At 46.6% G+C, this 19,553-nt stretch carries 19 protein-coding genes; 15 read left to right on the top strand and 4 right to left on the bottom strand.

The window, feature by feature from the left end; translation table 11 throughout:
* The first annotated feature begins 6 nt into the window (after positions 1–6).
* Genes QNO02_RS21540 through QNO02_RS21480 form a run of 13 tightly spaced genes read left to right on the top strand, consistent with a single transcriptional unit; the run spans position 7 to position 12,774 of the window.
* Positions 7–264 (top strand): acyl carrier protein, encoded by a 258-nt coding sequence (locus QNO02_RS21540; RefSeq protein WP_036668520.1) that lies wholly within the window; start codon positions 7–9, stop codon positions 262–264.
* Positions 261–1,412 (top strand): acyl-CoA dehydrogenase family protein, encoded by a 1,152-nt coding sequence (locus QNO02_RS21535; RefSeq protein ID WP_221821913.1) that lies wholly within the window; start codon positions 261–263, stop codon positions 1,410–1,412. Before QNO02_RS21540 ends, QNO02_RS21535 begins: the two co-directional genes overlap by 4 nt.
* Positions 1,409–2,389: an ACP S-malonyltransferase gene (locus tag QNO02_RS21530; protein WP_353959071.1), complete on the top strand. Its 981-nt coding sequence runs from the start codon at positions 1,409–1,411 to the stop codon at positions 2,387–2,389. Before QNO02_RS21535 ends, QNO02_RS21530 begins: the two co-directional genes overlap by 4 nt.
* On the top strand, positions 2,386–3,705 hold the full coding sequence (locus QNO02_RS21525) for an aspartate aminotransferase family protein (RefSeq protein ID WP_289389916.1): 1,320 nt from the start codon (positions 2,386–2,388) through the stop codon (positions 3,703–3,705). The genes QNO02_RS21530 and QNO02_RS21525 overlap by 4 nt, the downstream gene beginning before the upstream one ends.
* 28 nt (positions 3,706–3,733) lie before the next feature.
* The gene (locus QNO02_RS21520; protein WP_091013879.1) at positions 3,734–4,585 is read left to right on the top strand and encodes a 3-hydroxyacyl-CoA dehydrogenase family protein; all 852 of its coding nucleotides are present in this window, start codon (positions 3,734–3,736) and stop codon (positions 4,583–4,585) included.
* Positions 4,586–4,604: 19 nt separating this feature from the next.
* Positions 4,605–5,654, top strand: a complete 1,050-nt coding sequence (locus QNO02_RS21515) for an HAD-IIIC family phosphatase (RefSeq protein ID WP_091034793.1) — start codon at positions 4,605–4,607, stop codon at positions 5,652–5,654.
* A 15-nt stretch (positions 5,655–5,669) separates the two neighbouring features.
* Complete coding sequence (locus QNO02_RS21510) at positions 5,670–5,933, top strand: acyl carrier protein (protein ID WP_091028302.1); 264 nt, start codon at positions 5,670–5,672, stop codon at positions 5,931–5,933.
* On the top strand, positions 5,930–6,814 hold the full coding sequence (locus tag QNO02_RS21505) for a hypothetical protein (RefSeq protein ID WP_176872545.1): 885 nt from the start codon (positions 5,930–5,932) through the stop codon (positions 6,812–6,814). The genes QNO02_RS21510 and QNO02_RS21505 overlap by 4 nt, the downstream gene beginning before the upstream one ends.
* Positions 6,815–6,839: 25 nt before the next feature.
* Complete coding sequence (locus tag QNO02_RS21500; RefSeq protein ID WP_091028304.1) at positions 6,840–7,580, top strand: thioesterase II family protein; 741 nt, start codon at positions 6,840–6,842, stop codon at positions 7,578–7,580.
* 35 nt (positions 7,581–7,615) lie between these two features.
* A complete protein-coding gene (locus QNO02_RS21495) occupies positions 7,616–9,949 on the top strand; it encodes an ABC transporter permease (RefSeq protein ID WP_289389915.1) in 2,334 nt (777 codons plus the stop codon).
* A gap of 12 nt (positions 9,950–9,961) precedes the next feature.
* Positions 9,962–10,729, top strand: a complete 768-nt coding sequence (locus QNO02_RS21490; protein WP_091028310.1) for an ABC transporter ATP-binding protein — start codon at positions 9,962–9,964, stop codon at positions 10,727–10,729.
* 60 nt (positions 10,730–10,789) lie between these two features.
* Positions 10,790–11,425 carry a TetR/AcrR family transcriptional regulator gene (locus QNO02_RS21485; RefSeq protein ID WP_133385585.1) on the top strand — a complete coding sequence of 212 codons (636 nt, stop codon included), beginning with the start codon at positions 10,790–10,792 and terminating at the stop codon, positions 11,423–11,425.
* Between the two features lie 20 nt (positions 11,426–11,445).
* Complete coding sequence (locus QNO02_RS21480; RefSeq protein WP_091028315.1) at positions 11,446–12,774, top strand: MFS transporter; 1,329 nt, start codon at positions 11,446–11,448, stop codon at positions 12,772–12,774.
* Positions 12,775–12,935: 161 nt separating this feature from the next.
* Here QNO02_RS21480 and QNO02_RS21475 read toward each other — a convergent pair whose 3' ends face one another.
* The 3 genes from QNO02_RS21475 to QNO02_RS21465 all read right to left on the bottom strand — a co-directional run bounded on the left by QNO02_RS21475 (position 12,936) and on the right by QNO02_RS21465 (position 16,039).
* A complete protein-coding gene (locus tag QNO02_RS21475; RefSeq protein ID WP_289389914.1) occupies positions 12,936–13,760 on the bottom strand; it encodes a carbohydrate ABC transporter permease in 825 nt (274 codons plus the stop codon).
* A 1-nt stretch (position 13,761) separates the two neighbouring features.
* The gene (locus tag QNO02_RS21470) at positions 13,762–14,634 is read right to left on the bottom strand and encodes a carbohydrate ABC transporter permease (RefSeq protein WP_091028318.1); all 873 of its coding nucleotides are present in this window, start codon (positions 14,632–14,634) and stop codon (positions 13,762–13,764) included.
* A gap of 100 nt (positions 14,635–14,734) precedes the next feature.
* Complete coding sequence (locus QNO02_RS21465) at positions 14,735–16,039, bottom strand: ABC transporter substrate-binding protein (protein ID WP_289389913.1); 1,305 nt, start codon at positions 16,037–16,039, stop codon at positions 14,735–14,737.
* Between the two features lie 177 nt (positions 16,040–16,216).
* Between QNO02_RS21465 and QNO02_RS21460 the strand changes: the two genes are divergently transcribed.
* Both QNO02_RS21460 and QNO02_RS21455 read left to right on the top strand, forming a co-directional pair.
* The gene (locus QNO02_RS21460; protein ID WP_289389912.1) at positions 16,217–18,094 is read left to right on the top strand and encodes a sensor histidine kinase; all 1,878 of its coding nucleotides are present in this window, start codon (positions 16,217–16,219) and stop codon (positions 18,092–18,094) included.
* A 4-nt stretch (positions 18,095–18,098) separates the two neighbouring features.
* Positions 18,099–18,908, top strand: a complete 810-nt coding sequence (locus tag QNO02_RS21455) for a response regulator transcription factor (RefSeq protein ID WP_289389911.1) — start codon at positions 18,099–18,101, stop codon at positions 18,906–18,908.
* Here QNO02_RS21455 and QNO02_RS21450 read toward each other — a convergent pair whose 3' ends face one another.
* Entirely contained in the window at positions 18,909–19,538 is a 630-nt protein-coding gene (locus tag QNO02_RS21450) for a YfbR-like 5'-deoxynucleotidase (RefSeq protein WP_091028327.1), read from the bottom strand.
* Positions 19,539–19,553 lie beyond the last annotated feature (15 nt).

The raw sequence follows: 19,553 nt of genomic DNA, 5'->3' as shown, positions 1-19,553 counted from the left end.
CATGATATGACAAAAGAAGAAATTGAGCTTTTTCTAAAAAGCGAGATTGCTGCAGCGTTGAATCAGGAGCCAGAGGACATCGATGAAGAGATGAATTTTCTGAAAATTGGTGTCTCATCTGTGCAGGCGCTCAAGATCATTAATCGTGCGCGTAAGCATCTTCAAGTTGACATCAGTCCGGTTGCGTTGTTTGAATACAAAACAATTGCCGAGTTCGCCGCCTATCTCAATGAATCTCTTCTTCAAGAGGGGGTTGCCGAATGATTGAAGTGGATGTAGAGCAAGAGATCATTCATGAAGCTGAATTGTTTGCTGCCCGTGAAATTCGTCCTTATGCTCAACAGATTCAAGAGCAGCAAGCCATTCCCAGAACATTGATCCGTGCCATGGCTGAAAAAGGTTACTTGGCTGCCTCGATCCCGGCTGAATATGGCGGAATGGGTCTCGGTCCCAAGGCGTACGGGCTGTTGACTGAAGTATTTGGCAAGGCTCTTCCAGCCGTTCGCAGCTTGTTAACGGTACATACTTCACTTGTAAGTGAAACTTTGGTACGTTTCGGAACGCCTGAGCAAAAATCGTCCTGGCTGCCCAAGTTGGTGAAGGGAGAATGGATTGCTGCCTTTGGCCTGACTGAACCGGAAGTTGGTTCGGATGCCAAAAGTGTAAAGACCGAGTGGAGAGAAGAATCGGACTGTTATGTTTTGAATGGAAAAAAGAAGTGGATCACGTTTGGACATTTGGCAGATGTATTTATCATTATTGCCTCGAATCAGGGACGAAGCACTGCTTTTTGGGTCGAACGCCAGTTTGAGGGGGTACAGACCAAACCTATTGAAGGTGTCATGGTTGCGGGAGAGACAGGTATAGCTGAGATTGATCTCCATGAGGTGCGTGTACCAAAGAATCACATTATTGGACGTCTGAATGAAGGTTTTGAGTACATCGTAACCGGGGCGCTGGACCAGGGCAGATATAGCATAGCCTGGGCAGGGCTGGCGATCGCGCAGGAAGCGCTGGATGCCATGGTGACTTACTCAAGGAAGCGGAAGCAATTTGACCAGAAGCTGAGTCATTTTCAGCTGATTCGCGGCATGATTGGAGATGCGGTGACAAAAGTCCATGCAGCACGAGCATTATGTTTACGGGCAGCCGAGCTGAGAGAAGCCAAGGACCCGCAGGCCGCCATGGAGACAACGATCGCCAAATATTTTACGTCCAAAGTTGCTGTTGAAGTTGCAAGCGATGCGCTACAGGTTCATGGTGCGAACGGAATTAGTAACCAATATCCTGTTGCCAGGTTGTATAAGGAAGCCAAAATTCTGGAGATTATTGAAGGTTCTTCTCAGATGCAGCAGGAGATGATCTCGCATTACGGATTAAAAGCCTATTACAAGCGTGGCGGTAGCGTATGACGTTCTGTGCGCTATTTCCCGGCCAGGGAAGCCAGTATATCGGAATGTGCAGCGAGTTGTTGGACAGTGAGCCGGAGGCGAATCAGATCTTTGCGGAAGCGAGCGAGGTGATCGGATTTGATTTGAAAGCACTGGTTATGGAAGGGACCCTGGATCAATTGACGGTCTCTGAATATGCTCAGCCTGCTGTACTGACGGCAAGCTACGTTCTATTTGACTCATTTGTTCGGCGGACTGGAATGACTCCAGATTATGCAGTAGGTCACAGTTTGGGGGAAATTTCGGCTTTAGTAGCGGCGGGAGCATTGCGATTTGCTGATGGAATCCGTTTTACAGCTCAGCGTGGTGCGTTGATGCATCGCTCCATTCAGGAGCAAAAAGGAAGAGCGGGTATTGTTGTTGATGTAACCCAAGAAGCGCTTGAAGAATTAGTCGAGAAAATTCGTCAGAACGAGTATGTGACGATCTCCGGTTATAATTCACCGGGACAGTTTGTCGTCGCAGGTACTGCGAAGGGGCTTCAATTGCTGGATGATCAGGTGGATGGCTACGGTGGGGAATTCATTCCTTTTCGCATGATGCCAATGAAGGCAGATGCACCTTATCATAGCGAGTTGATGCAGTTCATTCAGCCTGAGCTTGAAGAGATGCTTGCAGGGATTTCCTTCTCTGCACCGGTGTTTCCCATCTGCTCTACAGTACATGGGGAGTTCATTCGTGGAGCCGAGGACATTCCTAAGCTGCTGAGCAGCCAGCTTTTGCAACCCATTCGCTGGAATCAGGCATTGGCACGTGTTCAAAATCTGGGAGCAACGGTATGGATCGATATCGGTCCAGGCCAGAGCGTAAGAAATATGCTGGCTGAGAATAAGACCTTGCCTGCAGCCTATTCGCTGGATGGTCCGCAAGATCGGTCCAGGTTACTGGAGCGATATGAAGCAGTAAACCAGACAAGTGGGGGAGGCGATAAGGGATGATCACGGAGATGATGCAGTACAATCAGCGGGTGAAACAATGGCTGCCTGGAGGTGTGCACTATAATTTTCACCTTCCTTGGGAAGAGACGCCGCTCCATTTCAAGCATGCTTCCCGAAGCAGAGTGACGGATATGAACGGCAACGAGTATTTGGATCTATATGCCCGCTTTGGTGCCCTCATTGTTGGCCACGGCAACGAGGAGTATAACGAGTGTCTGAAGGATACCATTGACCGTGTTCTTTCCGTAAGTCATTGCGATCTGGATGCAGAGGCTCTGGAACTGATCCATCAATATGTACCTTCAGCAGAGATGATTCGTTTTGGGTTATCAGGAACGGAGATTGTCCAGAATGCACTTCGTCTTGCCCGGGCGTGGACAGGTAAAAATCGCTTTGTACGTTTTGAAGGCCATTATCATGGCAATGCGGACAATATTATGGGTGGCAAGACTGCACGTACAGGTTTGCCTGTACCCTCAGACTATCCTGGTGACATGAAAGGAACAAAGGGGAGGGCAAGGGATGCCATGGAATCTCAATCCTACCTCCTGCCATGGAATGACGCAGCCCGTCTGGAGGAACTATTTCGCCAGCATGGAGACGACATTGCAGCAGTAATCATGGAGCCGGTTTGTGTAAATGGAGGCGGAGTCATGCCTGCTCCGGGTTATCTGCCAAAAGTCAGACAGTTATGTGACCAGTACCAGGTCGTGCTCATTTTTGATGAGATTATAACAGGATTCCGTATGGGACTCGGTGGTGCCCAACAGTTATTCGGTGTAACACCCGATCTGACTACACTTGGGAAGGCAATCGCCGGTGGCGGAGTTCCGGTGTCAGCCCTGGTTGGCCGAGCGGATATCATGAAGTTGCTTGTAGACAAAAAAGTAATTCATGCGGGTACGTTTAATGGCTATCCATTAGGTACAGCTGCTGTAAAAGCTACGCTGGAAATGTTGGGACGCAATGGAGGACAGGCGATGCACAGCATGAATCGCCACGCTGAGATGATGCATGACATACTCTGCCAGGAAGCAGTGAAGGTGGGTCTGCCTTTAATTGTTCAGGGGCCGTCCGGCTGTGCTTCTTATCACTGCTGCACGGAGCCGCTTACGGATACGGCTGATTATACGTTTGAATTGATGTCTTTTGATATTTTGCTAAATAGCAAGCTTGCTGAGCACGGTATTCTGGTATCTACGCTCTCGCGGATGTATCCGAATATCCTGCTTGATATGCAAGATGTTGCCTGGTTCAGTGAGCGTGTCCCTGCAGCACTTGCAGAAATGAAAGAGCTCTACGACGAGCTGGTCTGATGGTAGCTCAATACGGAGGTGATTAGGTATGCATAATCGACTCATTGCAATCATTGGCGCAGGGGTGATGGGATGCGCCACGGCACTGGATGTCGCGAGGGCTGGTTATCGTGTAATTTTGCAGGATATTTCGGCGTCGGTCATCGAACACGCCCCTGATGTTATACGTCGTGAATATCGTTCAGCTTGTTTCCTGAAGCAAGGGTACGGTCAGGTGCCCTTGGATCAGATCATGGAACGAATCTCGTTCCAGACACAAGATGAAGGTGTGGAAGAGGCAAGTATCATTATTGAAAATGTAACCGAGAACCTGGAGTTGAAAAAGGAAGTTTACGCACGACTATACCACACGGCTCGTCCGGATGCTTTATTTGCGCTAAATACAAGCTGTATATCCGTGACAAAGCTCGCTTCATTTTTGCCTGACCCAGGTCGAGTCATTGGGGTGCATCTGATGAATCCGGTTCCCGTTAAATCCATGGTGGAGGTGATCAAAGGACATCATACAACGCAGGGTACGGAACATGAGATGGTAGCGTTTTTGGAAACTCTTGATAAAAGTCCAGTTGTCATAGAGGATCTGCCTGGGTTTGTCTCTAATCGCCTCTCGCACTTGTTAATGAATGAAGCGGCGTACATTGTACAGGATGGAATCGCTACACCCGAGCAGGTGGACGCCATTATGAAGAAAGGCTTCAATTATCAGATGGGGCCGCTGGAGACGGCGGATCTGATTGGTCTGGATACGGTCGTGCATTCATTGAAAGTATTGTACGACAGCTATCAGGACCCCAAATTCAGATGCTGTCCGATGTTGCAGAAAATGGTTGATGCAGGACAGTGGGGGCGGAAGACGGGTCAAGGATTCTATGCCTACTAAGATGAAGGGTGGCATGACCATGGAAAAGCTCAAGGATATCAAATGCATCGTTTGGGATCTGGACCACACCATATGGGATGGAGTTTTGCTTGAATCTGCAGATGTGCAACTGAAGCCGGGCTTAAAGGAGGTGATTGAAAAACTGGACCAGCGAGGTATTTTGCATTCTGTTGCCAGTAAAAATGATGCAGAGCTGGCTTGGACGAAACTAAACGAACTGGGCATCGCCGAATATTTTCTATATCCCGAAATCCATTGGGATGCGAAGTCTGTCTCTGTTCAGCGGATTCAGCAGAACATTAATATCGGTATGGATGCCATTCTGTTTGTGGATGATCAACCTTTTGAACTGGAAGAAGTGCAAAGTGTACATGCTGACATTCAGGTACTTCATGCGGATCAATATGAAACCATGCTTGATGACCCAAGGCTGATGCCCCGATTCATTACAGCCGACTCTGCGTGCAGAAGGCAGATGTATCAGGCGGATACGCTCCGTAAACAGGCTGAGGAACAGTATGAAGGACCTTCAGAACAATTTCTGGCTACGCTGGGCATGAAATTTTCCATCTACGAGGCTACTGAGGATGATCTTCAACGTGCAGAGGAACTTACCGTTCGCACCAATCAGCTAAATGCAACCGGAATTACCTACAGTTACGAGGAGCTGCATCAACTGATGACCTCGCAGGACCATATGTTATTGGTGTGTGAACTCGAAGACAAATACGGGACGTATGGCAAAATTGGGCTTGCACTTATTCACATGCAGCAGAAAGTATGGCGGCTAAACATGCTTCTGATGTCTTGCAGAGTGATGTCCAGGGGAGCAGGGAGTGTACTGCTAACGTATATCATGCGTGAAGCTCAGAAGCAGGGCAAACAGATGCTTGCGGACTTCAGGGATACCGGAAGGAACCGGATGATGAATATCAGCTATCGCTTTGCCGGTTTCAAGCAGCAATCTGCAGATCAGGAAGGAAGAGTACTGTTTCATCATGATTTGCAGCAGGCTGTAGAGTTTCCAGACTACATTGAGGTTTTAGTGCCCGAGGGGCAACATCAATAACAAGGGGGAAGGGCAGTGGATTATCGTCAGGAAATTCGGGAGTTTATCGGGAACAACCTCACCATGGATCATGAGGACGCTCAGATTAATGATAATGACAATTATTTTGAGCAGCGGTTCGTCAATTCGCTCTTTGCGATGCGTTTGGTGGACTTTGTAGAGCGTAGATTCCAGATTGAGATAGCAAATGAAGATCTGGATTTGGCGAATTTCTGCACAATTAACCGTTTGCATGATCTTATTGAGAGAAAGTTGACTGAGAAGGAGGCGGCACTATGATTACAGCTAATCAGGCATCCATTCGTCCAGTCACAAGTCCGGCAACCAGCCCGTCCAACAAATATATGTATTTGTTTTTGGGAATTTCCTTTGGCACATGTTATGGAATCGCAAGTTTGTTCATGTTCTTTGCGGATTTTATTGTACCCATAACAGGTGAGTTAACCCTGATGCATCCACTTGCGATCGTTGCTCTGTATTCACCTTCCATTGCCGGATTAATTACATGTTATGTGATGGGCGGAACGGAAGCATTAAAAGGAATGTTTATGAAGCTGGTTCCGCGCAGACAGGACCTGTTCTGGATACCGCTCATTATTGGAATTTCCATCATCTTTGCATCAACAATGCACTTTGGTTCCTTGTTATTCGGCATACCGGTCCCTGAGTTGACATATAGTGTACCTGAAATGATCTGGTTGGGGATTGTGAATCTGATCAAGGAGACGGGGCTGATTGGTGGGCTGTTTGGCTGGATCGGATTTTTGCTTCCATTCTTGCAAGGGAAGTTAAAAAATAATATAACAAGTGGTCTGATTACCGGCCTGTTGTTCGGATTATGGGTGCTTCCGGGATACTTGATTTCCTCTTTTGGCACCTCAACCACTTACATATACTACGTTGTTCAGCTTATGGCATTTATCGTGTTCCAAAGTTATATCTTCAATGCAACCAAAGGTACACTTCTGTTTTATCTGCTTGCATTCTGGCTTGTAGCCACAGGAAGTCAAATTGATTTGTACTACTTTAATCCGCAAGTTCAAATTATGCAATTCTTCTTTTTTGTAATATCGGCTATTGTCATACATGTCATCTTCAAGCGTAAAAATGTGGATACTTCACTTCAGACATTCCCTGCATATGTTCTGGAAAGAAAGTAAGCCTGGTTATGGTGGTGAATAAGTGATGGAACCGATCTACTTGGAGCAGCTACAAAAGGGGGAGGGAAACAGACAAATAGTCTGTTTTCCTTATCTCGGTGGGAACTCCAACAGTTTTCAGCCCCTAGTGCCTTACCTTCCTGACACGGAAATTTGGGCGTTTACGCCCCCGGGTCATGGTCTGAACACCGAAAGACCCCTGGAGCATATGCAGCAACTCGTAGAACTGTATACCAGCAAGCTGCTGGATGTTATACAGCCCGGCAGTCTGTTATTTGGACATAGTCTGGGAGGAATTACAGCCTACTTCGTTGCGCAGCGCTTATGTCAGGAACGTCCAGATGTAGCTAAAACGCTACGGCTTGTGTTATCTGCCTGCAACACGCCTGACGAATGCGGGATGCAGAATTATGATCGGATGTCAGACGGAAATCTGATTGATCATCTGTTTTCCTATGAAGCTCTTCCGCAAGAACTGATACACGAAAAAGAATTATTGAATTATTTTCTGCCCGTCATCCGGGCGGATTTCAGGATGCTGGAATCTGCAGCAACGCTTGAGTATGAGCCGCTCTCATTGCCGGTGTTGTATCTGTGGGGAGAACGAGATCGTACCGTTACCCTTCAATCAGCGTTGAGATGGGGCCGATATTTTAACACACCCATGAAGCTTCAAACCATCAAAGAGGGTGCTCACATGTTCATGATGCATCAACCTTCAACGGTGGCGCATTGTCTGACAAGCTTTATGACTCCAGATAAATAGGAACAACTTGTAGATGAGAGGAGCCATGTTCGTTTATGCTGCTACGAATGCTGAGAAACGATATAACGAGAAAAAAAGGGATTACGGCTGCGTTATTTATTTTTGTGCTGCTGGCCGCCTTGCTGGTATCTTCGGGGTCACGAATGATTATGGAACTGACGAGTTCCATCCAATATCTATTTTCTGAATCCAAAACACCACACTTTGTGCAAATGCATGCCGGAGAACTCGATCAGGCCAAAGTGAACACATGGGCTGAAGAAAATGCCATGGTCCAGCAGCATCAGATTGTGGAAATGGTCAACATTGACGGCTCTAATCTGTTTCTCGGAGCAGAGTCCGAAAAGAACAGTGTTATGGACATTGACTTTGTTACACAGAATCAGGGTTTCGACTATTTGTTGAATCTGGACAGTGAGATTATTCAGGTTAACGATGGCGAGATCGCGATTCCGGTATATTACATGCAGCAAAATAAATTGAGCGTGGGCGACCAGGTTCGGATCGATAATGGTCAATTTGAGCGTTCTTACACCATCGTTGATTTTGTCCGTGATGCTCAGATGAATCCATCGGTTGTGCACTCCAAACGTTTTATTGTGAGTGATGGGAATTTGCAGGAATTGAAGCAGGGCATCGGAGAGATGGAGTATCTCATTGAATTCCGGTTGACCGATCCCGGACTGACGAGTGAATTTACCCAGGCTTACCAAAATGCCGGACTTCCCAATGCGGGTCCAGTCGTAACCTATGGGCTGTTCCAGGTACTGAATGCGATGACCGACGGAGTTATTGCAGCCGTTATTATTTTGGTCAGTCTTGTACTGATTCTGATCGCGATGCTTTGCATCCGATTCACAATGCTTGCGACCATCGAAGAGGATTATCGTGAGATTAGTGTCATGAAAGCGATAGGGATCGCAGAGAAGGATATTAAGAGACTATATCTGATGAAGTATGTATTTATGGCGGGATTTGCATCCGTGCTTGGTTACATTGCATCACTTGGCGTTAACAGACTATTTGTTTCCAACATCATGTTGTATATGGGAAAAGCACCTGCAACCCTGTTGCATTTCGCGATTCCGTTATTAGCTGCTGGAATAATATTTGCCATGGTTGTTCTGTTCTGTCGAACGGTACTGCGGCGTTTTCGTTCCATCTCCGCGGTGGATGCTCTCCGTACCGGGAGCCTTGGAGATACACAGATCATTCGAAACCGGCTCAGTTTGTCCCGCAATCGCTGGTCTTCCGTACCTGTCTTTCTTGGTCTGAAGGAAGTCATACAGCGAATCAAGATGTTCCGATTATTGTTGTTCGTCTTTGTAGTCAGTTCATTTATCATGATTGTGCCGGTCAATTTCCTGAACACTTTGCAGGCGCCAAGTTTTATCTCTTATATGGGTGTTGGACAAAGTGATATTCGCATTGACTTGAGGCACACAGATGATGTGGAGCAGCGTTATGACAATCTGGTTGCCCAGATCCAAAATGATAAAGACATCAAAACGTATTCCCCATTGGTGACAAGCCAGTTCAAGATTAAAAATGCGGAAGGAAGTTACGATAATCTGAGTGTAGAAACTGGGGATTTCAGTATTTTCCCATTGTCTTATGTTAGCGGTAATGCGCCAACAACCGAGAATGAAATTGCGTTATCTGATGCAAACAGTAGCGAGCTGCACCTGAAGACTGGTGAGCAACTTACCTTGCTGGTTAATGGCAAGGACCAGATGATGACGGTCAGCGGAATATACCAGGACGTTACAAATGGTGGCAAAACGGCGAAGGCCTTATTACCTTACAACAAGGATAGTGTGTTGTGGTACGTGGTCAGTTTGGATCTGAATAATCGCGGGGACATGGCTACCAAAATTGCTGAATATGAGGCGGCTTTCTCGCCAGCCAAAGTAACCGATCTTCAAGGTTATCTGGATCAGACGTTAGGCGGAACCATCCAACAATTGAAATTGGTGACGATGCTGGCCTTGGTCATCGGTGTTTTCATATCTATTTTAATTACAGCACTGTTCCTTCAGATGTTAGTAGCCAAGGACAACAACGACATTGCTGTACTAAGAAGCCTTGGGTTTGCCTTGTCTAAAATCAAGTTCAAGTATGTCGTGATGTCACTTGTCATATTAATCTTAGGGGTTGTTACTGGAACGATATTGTCGAATACGTTGGGTCCGTTGCTGGTTAGTGCCATTATGTCGACGTTCGGTGCTTCCAATATTGTTTTTGTTGTTAACCCGTTACAGGCATATATCTTATGTCCATTGTTACTTGCAGGCACGATTGTACTAACAGCATGGATTAGCATCCAATCGATCAAGGAAACGAGCATATCCAAAATGATTGTCGAATAGGGAGGATCAACGATGACAACTATACTTGAGGCTAAAGACGTGAATAAATCGGTAGCGATCGGCGAGAATGAAGAACATAACATCTTAAAAGATATCAACCTTCAATTAAAAAAGGGAGAATTTGTTTCCATCATGGGGCCATCTGGCTCAGGTAAGTCTACCTTACTGTACAACATAAGTGGTATGGATCAGATTAGCGCTGGAAGTGTCTATTTTAATGGCAAAAAAATATCGGCATTTCAGGAGAGGGATCTGGCAAGTCTACGTTTGACCAAGATGGGGTTCATCTTTCAAAATATTCATCTGCTCAAAAATCTGAATCTATTAGACAATATCGTACTTTCCGCGTATCTGGCCAAGAATAGCAGCAGAGAAACGATTAATACACGGGCGATGTCATTAATGAAAAAAATGGGGATTGATGAGCTGGCCGGGCATAACATCACCCAAGCCTCAGGCGGACAGCTTCAACGGATTGCCATCTGCCGTGCGCTGATTAATAATCCAGATATTTTATTCGGCGATGAACCAACGGGGGCGCTGAATTCCAAATCAACGTATGAGATCATGGATATTCTGGGCGATATTAATGCAACGGGTACAACCATTCTGCTGGTGACCCATGATGTGAAAGTCGCTGCCAGATCTGAACGTGTGCTGTTTATGATGGACGGTAAGCTGGTTGCAGACAAAAATATTGGAAAATATGCAAGAGAGCGTCAGGATCTGAAAACAAGGGAAAGCCATTTGGCGCAATGGTTGACTGAAATGGGGTTCTAAAAAAAGAACTCCATGACTACAATAGACCGACAGTCGGTCGAACGTATCGGAGGCCAGGATATGAGACTGATAAAAAACCCGGAAGAACGCAGGAATGAAATTTTGGATGCCGCCGAGATTCTGTTTGTAACAAAGGGATATACCAAAGCTACGGTCATGGATATCCTTCAGGCGTGCAACATTGCCAAGGGTACATTTTATTATTATTTTCAGTCCAAGGAAGAGGTTATGAACGCCATCGTTATGCGTTTTATTCTGAGCGGAGAGGCATCGGCCAGACACGTGGTGTCTGACCCCAAACTGAACGCCCATGATAAAATTTTTCGCATCATGATGGCGCAGAATCAGCCAGACGGCAGAAAACATGATCTCATCGAGCAATTGCACAGTGTTCATAATGTGGAGATGCACCAAAAGAGTCTTGTAGAGACGGTAATTCGATTAAGTCCCATCTTGGCCGAGGTGGTAGAGCAGGGCATTCAGGAGGGGGTATTTCATACACCTAACCCAAAGGAATCCATCGAATTCCTGCTTGTATCGTCACAATTTTTGCTGGATCGAGGCATCTTTCAATGGGAGGAGGAAGAACTCCAAAAAAAGGTTGAAGCATTCACACATATTATGGAACGTGTGCTGGGAGCAGAAAAAGGAAGCTTCGCCTACGTCACTCGTCTTTATTTTCCGAATCAAGGTTAGCCGAGAAAGGAGTATCATCCATGGAACATACCGTTCAAAAATCATTTAAAAAGTTTCTGGTAGTATGGTTCGGTCAGCTCATCTCCATGATTGGGATTGGACTGACAGCCTTCTCCCTGGGGGTGTATGCCTTCGAAAAAACGAATACGGCAACAAGTGTTGCATTGATTACCTTATTCACGTTTCTGCCGAATATCCTGCTTCGACCTATTGGAGGGGTACTGGCCGACCGATTCGACCGTCGAACGATGATGATTATCGGCGACCTGGGGTCGGCAGCCGGTTTGATTTTCATTCTGTCGATTATGCTCACAGGTGATATCCAATTATGGCATATCTACGTGGGAGTGGCCTTTAGTTCGGTGTTTTCCGCGCTGCAGAGCCCGGCATATAAGGCCTCTGCTACGGACCTGCTGGATAAGGATCAGTTCTCGAAAGGAAGCGGTCTTGTACAACTGGCTGAATCCTCGAAGTTTCTGTTTTCACCCATCATTGCGGGCATTCTGCTTAGTATAACAACCATTGAAGTCATTCTGGTCATTAATATTCTGACATTCCTGGTTGCCATTCTGGCTGTGCTGGTTATTCGGAAGAGCATGAAGGTGGAGCGAGAGGATCAAGAAGACAAAAACTGGATCACCGATATGCAAGAGGGCTGGAGGGAAGTTGTAACCAACAAGGGAGTACTGTTGCTGGTGGTGATTATTTCACTTGTCACCTTTTATCTGGGATTCCTGGAGACACTCATTGGTCCGATGCTTCTGTCATTCACGGATGCAAAGACACTTGGAACGTTTCAGTCTGTTAGCGCCATCGGCATGCTGATTAGCAGCTTGTGCATCGGCATATTTACAATAACAAAGAGATACGCAAGTGTGCTTGTGATGGGTCTGATTTTGTGCGGTTTGTCCTTCTCGCTTCTGGGGATATCCACCAACATTTATTTTATTATCTTCGCAGGTTTTCTGTTCCTGTCATCGCTGCCGTTTGTCAATATGAGCGCAGATGTGCTGGTGCGAAACAATATCGCCAACGAAAAGCAGGGCAGGGTATGGGGAATCATTGGTATTCTGTCACAACTCGGGTTTATTATCGCGTACAGTTTGGCTGGATTTCTGGCCGACCATGTGTTTAATCCGTTGCTGATGGAGGGGGGAGCACTGGCTTCGTCTGTTGGTCAAATTATTGGAACTGGGCCAGGCAGAGGTATTGCCTTTCTGTTTATCATCGCGGGTCTGTTTGTTATTCTGATCGCAATAATCACATCCCGTTTGAAAATGATCAAATCTCTGGAGCAGAGCCCAGATATAGCGGCTCCATCCGATGTTGGCGGATTGGCGCACGATTAATTCGAATCCAACAGCGTAAGCCCTTGTCCGCAGCAGCGTGTGATGCTTCTTCTGTACGAAGAAGTTATTCACACGATGAGCAGACAAGGGCTTTTTTGTGCTGAGGAGTCAGCAGATGTAATTAGACAAGATGCGTTTGTGTATTGGATTGTCGGTGGAGCTTACCCTTTAACAGCCCCAGAAGTTAGTCCTCCTACAATATACTTTTGCCCAATGAGGAACACAATCAACACAGGCAATGAGGTGAGCACAATATCGGCACTGACCAGATTCCACTGGGCACTGAATTGCCCGAAGAAGTTATATACAGCCAGTGTCATCGGCCACATCTCCACTGTATTCAGCATATAGAGTGGGGCAGTAAACTCATTCCAGACACTCAGGAAATTAAGAACAAATACCGTTACCAGCACCGAGGTTAACAAAGGTACAATGATTCTCAGGAACAGCTTGATCCCATTACATCCGTCCATGATCGCGGCTTCATCCAGCTCCTTCGGGATGTTAGACACAAACGCATACGTAATGAACAGCGAGATTGGAATACCCATAGCCGTGTAGAGCAGAATCATGCCGACATGTGAATTGATCATACCCATGGACTTCATGACTTCCATCAGCGGAATGTAGTTTAGCGGCAGTGTGATACCGAGAATCAGGAAGAAGTACAGAAACTTGCTGAGCTTCGAATGGTTGCGTGATAACGTGAAGGCTGAGAAGGCCACAACAAACACCAGTAGCAGAGAAGAAGCCCCGGAATGCAGCAGACTGTTGAAAAAAGAACCGCCCAAGTGTCCCTGTTCATAGACGATTTTGTAATTTTCGAAGATAAACTTCTCGGGCAGCGTCAGCTTCAGCACTTTGGCCTCGGCGTCCGACTTGAATGAATTCAGTACAATGACCACAAAAGGAATCAAGACCATCAGGCTAAGCAGCCAGGCGAGTGCATTTAACCCGATCGAAGCCAATCTTTTTCTCAATCGCATGTCAGTATTCCACCTTTCGGTTCATCAAACGAATGATGAAAAAGGAGATGATCGCCATGATGACAAACAGAATGGTAGATAGCGCACTCCCCAGTCCCCAATACCCTTTGGCAAAAGAGGAATAGACAGCCGTGTTAATGACATCTGTTGCGTTACCGGGGCCACCGTTGGTTAGCACGTATACGGCATCGAATACTCTCAGCCCATACGTAATATTGAGTACCGTGGCGATGGTAATGGTAGGCATCAGCATCGGAATGGTGATCCGGAACAGCTTTTGCCCAAATCCGGCGCCGTCAATGGACGCTGCCTCGTAATAATCCCGGGGGATGGCGAGCAGTCCGGCGATGAACAGCACCATGATGTACCCCATGCCTTTCCACGTGTCCACTGCCATGATGGATGGCATGGCCCAGGTTAGGGAGCCCAGCCAGTTCTGGGCGAGAACATCCAGCCCTAATGAACGCAGGGTTACGTTAACGAACCCGTTGTTTGGGTCGAGCAGACTTTTGAACACAAGCCCAACAATCAGGAACGACAGCACCTGTGGGGAGAAGATGATCATCCGGTGCAGATTCGCGGCCTTTACACCGCTGACCAGCAGCAGGGCCAGAAACAAGCCGAGAACCGTCTTGGCGATGGATGTAACCAGGGTGAAGAGGACTGTGTTTTTGATAAAAAGCAGATAGGTCGGATCACCCGCCAGAATAGTGCGGAAATGCTCCAGACCGATAAAGTTCTTCTCCGAACTATAACTATTCCAGTCAGTGAAGGAATAATAGATGCCCAGCAGGGCGGGAGCAACGATGAACAGCAGATATAATACAATCGCTCCAGATGAGAAATACCAGGGATAGATTTTGTTTGCATTCATAACCGGTAACACCTTTCCTTCCTGCCAAAATACATGAGCGGGCAAACGCCCGCTGCATGTAACACTGTTCAGCGTTTATATTTATCTGAAATATGCGCTGTTACTGCCACTTCTCATCTTTCAGCACTTTGGCTTGTTCAGCACGACGTTTATCAATATTTTGCAAAATCTGATCCGGTGTCATTGCGCCAGCGAACATGCCTGACAAGTCCTTGCCAATATCCATCCATTGTGGATCAATATATTTCACAGCGGCCTGCATGACCGTACCTTTTTCATGATTTTTCTCATAATCAATATAGTCCTGTGTCAGCTTAGGTTCGATTTCCGGCCAGCAGATCGTCAGATTGCCTTCACCTTCATCGAACACACGTTGCAGATGATCATGCTCTGTAATCCAGCGGAAGAATTTCAGCACTTCTTCAGGATGTTTACTGTTTTTGTTACCAAACATGGCAGCTGAACCGCCGGGATTCACACCAATCGTCTGATTATCTCCCCACGGCATGACAAAGAACCCCATATTGTCTTTCATTGCCGGATACGCTTCGGAAACTTCCTTTTCCGTCCCTGGAACCCGAAGCAACATAGCAGCTTTTTCCTGACCAAACGCTTCAATTCCCGCTTCTACCGTATTGGACAAGAAGTCTTTGCCGAAATAACCGAGATCCGCAAATTCTTTTAACTGTTCAATGACCGTCTTGAGTTGCGTCATATCTGCGACTTTCATCTCATTGTTATTTAATTTCTCGTAGGTTCCCGCTGTTGTTTGCTCATAGTTAGGTCCCGTTTCGAACAAAGGCAGAACCTGATACCACCCGCTGGCAGGTGCCTGATAGAACGGAATAATGTCTTTATCCTTAATTTTCTGGCTGATCGCCTTGAATTCGGCATAGGATGTAGGAGGCTCTATGCCGAGCTCTTGGAAGATACGTTTGTTATAGTACACATACCAGATTTTCGTTGGCGCAAAAGAAACCCCATACACCTTTTCATTGTGACTGACGGTTGGCAAAATCTCTTCAGACATCCGACCTGTGAATTCCTCATTGGTTAGGTCAATGGCATTTTCCTCTGGTCTTACGTTAGCCGGCATGCTCAGTGGGTCCACATCAACATTGAAAATGTCAGGTGCTTCGCCAGAGGCCAGCTTTACCTTGATCAGGTCACGCCACTGTGCGTCAGGTACGACCTGAAAATCAATTTTGACACCGGTCTCCTGCTTATATTCCTTGGCCATCGTCTGCATGATGCCTGTACGCGGTATACCGGATTGGCTTGTTCCAAACGTGAGAGTCACCTTACCCGAACCTTCCGTACTTTTACCTGAGTTGCACCCGGCAAGCAGCAGAGTGGAGAGCAGGAGCACACTTGCAAGCGAAAATAGAAATCGTTTTCTCATCATTAAACCTCCCGGAATATAAAGAAAATTGTCACTTGCCGAAACGCTTAATGTAAGCGTATTCTTATGTGGATAACTTTACTGTGAACAGCGGATGTGCTCAATAGACAAAAGCGTTCAGTTGGGTGGACATTTTCGAATGGTGTGACAGATATCATCATAGAACGAGGTGTGTGGGAATTGCGATATCGATTTGGAACGCTTCAGCAAAGTCTGTTTGCCTATTACTCTGCGGTATTTATTATCTTTTCGCTGATTGTGGCGGGGCTTCTGTATGTTTTTCTCGCAAGTGACATTCGTCATCGAAGTGAAGAACAACAGAGACAACTGGGGGTGTCAATCGTCAGTAACCTGGATCAGGAAGTGGTGAAAATGAACAACTTCTCCATGAATATCGTGTACTCCAATCTGGTCAAAGAACACTTCAGTCACTACTTGGCACCAGCGGAGGATAGCGAGCAGACAATGACGAGTGATCCGGCATTGTATAAGGATACAACCACACTAATTGATGTCATTCTCGCGATCATTAGCAGCTCCAATACAGCCAAACAGGCCAATATCTATGATGTAAATGGCAAGATGCTGGGAGCGGGTGCATTCAACGGTCAACTGTCTGTGGATCTGACTAAGCGACCGTGGTACAAGGAAACCTGGGAGCGGAGCGGCTGGCGGGTGATTCAACTGTTAGAGGGGGGAGCTTTGCCCATGCCAACAGGTGAGGGGAAATCAGATCAATCCTACATTTCCCTTACTCGGGTGTACAAAGATGGCAACTATGTCAGCCAGGGTGTTGTTGAGATTTTGCAGGATGCCGGAACCCTGTTCCAGCATTTGAATGATTTGCAGGCGAGTAACGATGATCTTCGGATCTATGTAGTGGATGAACAAAATACACGGTTGTATCCACTTTCTTCGGTTGATGATGCTTCTCAAGCTAGCCACTTCGATGATGTGGACTTGATTCAGAATCTTTCATTTCCACCGGATACGATGCAGGAGATCACCGATCCGTTGAATCATTCCAAACAGATGATGACGTACATGACGTCACAGGAGACAGGATGGACCGTTGTTGTCATGCAGTCCAAACAGTCCCTTTTCGCGAGTCTCAACCGGATGGCTGTGATGTTTATCGGTGCGACGTTAGCTACTCTCATGCTGATTCTGGTTCTCTCGTATCTAATCTCCAAACGGGTTACATTGCCGCTACATCGCTTGCAGCGCATTATTCAGAAAACGGGTGAGAATGATCTGGTATCGGGTCAGGATTCCGGTCAGTTGTTCAAGCTGGAGCATCCCGGTTCTATCCGGGAGATGGATGAGCTAAATGATACGTTTATCCGGCTGAATCAACAGCTTGTGCAATCGTTTCAGGACAGGCTGGCGATGAAATCTCAGGAGACAGAAGCGAGATTACTGGCGCTGCAATCCCAGATGAACCCGCATTTTCTCTATAACAACATCACAAATATTAGCATCATGGCGGAAGAAAGCATGAATGAGCAGATTGTCGCGTTCTGCGCCAATATTGCGTCTATGCTGCGTTATATTTCTACTCCGGGAAAGAGTGGGGTTCCACTGTCTCAAGAATTGGATTATTGTGAGCGATATCTGGAGTGTATGAAGATTAGGTTTGAGGATGATCTACACTACGAGTTTCATATTCCGGAAGAGATGCAGCTTATCCAGGTTCCGATGCTGATGGTACAACCACTACTCGAAAATGCCATGAAATATGGACTGGGTGATACCCCGCCATGGAAACTGAATATTACTGGAGATATGGATGCGGAACAGCAGACCTGGCAGATCCACGTGGAAGACAACGGGCCTGGCATGGAACCCGAAGCACTTGCCAAGATCATGCATTACATCGAACAATCACAGGAGTGGGAGCGTATGCCTGACCTTAAAATTAACGGAATGGGACTCAAGAATATATGGGTCCGATTGAAATTATGGTATGGCACGGCAGCCCGCATGCAGATTAGGAACAAGCCTTCCGGCGGTGTCCAGATTACCATAGGTGGTTCCATTGGAAAGGAGCATGACTGAACCCATGACAATCAAATACAGAACGATTATTGTGGAAGATGAAGCCCTGATTCGCCGGAATGTCTCACGCAAATTCAGAGAGTTGGACACCCGGTTTGAGGTGATTGGTGAAGCGCGGAACGGTCAGGAAGCGTTACAGCTCATTGAACATTCCGTACCTGATCTGGTTGTAACGGATATACAGATGCCGGTAATGAATGGATTGGAACTCGCCAAACATCTGTATTTTGCCTATCCGCATGTGAAAATTGTCATTCTGAGTGGTTATCATGAATTCGAATATGCGCGGCAGGCGATCAGTTACAAGGTGGAGGATTATCTGCTCAAACCATTATCGGAAGAACAGCTTCGGACACTGCTGGATGCGATGGAATTGAAGCTTGGGAGCGCTGTGGATTCGCTTGCCCATGTCAGTGCCGTGCTGGATGAACAGGTGAAGCCGGAGGATATCGCAGAGGCCGTTAAGTTGTATTTGAAGCAGAATTACATGCATGAGTTTACACTCCAGGACATGGCAGGACAGATGCATTTTAGTGTGGACTATCTGGGAAAGTGTTTTAAGAAAGTAACGGGCGAGACTCCGCTGAAATATATGACAGGTCTGCGGATTAATGAAGCGAAGCGTATGCTCGTCACGCACGAGAATATGGATATCAAGACCATTGGTGGAGCGGTAGGGTATAGTGATTCCCACTATTTCAGCCGGATTTTCAAAAACAAAACGGGCATGTACCCTAGCGAGTACCGACTGCAATTGCAGGAACGAAAAAAAGCCCTGTCCATGGATGATGAGAACCATGTTGACTTGAGCTGATTACTGGGCCAGAGCTTCTTCGGTTATTTTGCGAATATCAAACGGGGAGCGGATACCTTCATCGATCATGTCGGGGAGAATCTGTTCCAGGAAATACTGCACACAGTGGAGGTCGATATTTTTGATTTTGACCAACGCATAACGGTACATAACGATAAATTCTTTCTCCGTATTGCCACGTTGGAGCTCAGCAAAGGCTTCATATACTTGATCCATCTTGTCTGCGACTTCGAGAATCAGTCCTTCGACCGATTGGTCTTTGCCTTCACGCAGCTGTCTGCGGAAAATAGGCTGGAACTCTTCAGGAATATTTTCATTAATAAAATGTTCAACCATACCTTCTTCCACCTTCTGCAGCATCGAACGCAGCTCCAGTGAATAATGTTTGACTGGTGTTTTGATATCACCGATGAAGATTTCGCCATAATCATGACTGCTGGTAATTTCGTATAACTTCTTCCAATCGATTGTGGTTCCATGTTGCTCCTCAATATCTGCGAGCGTTTTGGCGTACTGTACGACTTTCCAGGAATGGGCGGATACGCTGTGTTCTTCGAATTTGAATTTGCCAGGTGTGCGAATAATACGTTCAAGATCATTCAGTGACCTGAAGTACGTGTGAATTCCCATATAAGCGTTCATCCT

The organism is Paenibacillus sp. PK1-4R (assembly GCF_030369595.1).
GTDB lineage: Bacteria > Bacillota > Bacilli > Paenibacillales > Paenibacillaceae > Paenibacillus.
This window is presented reverse-complemented; position numbering and strand designations above follow the sequence as displayed.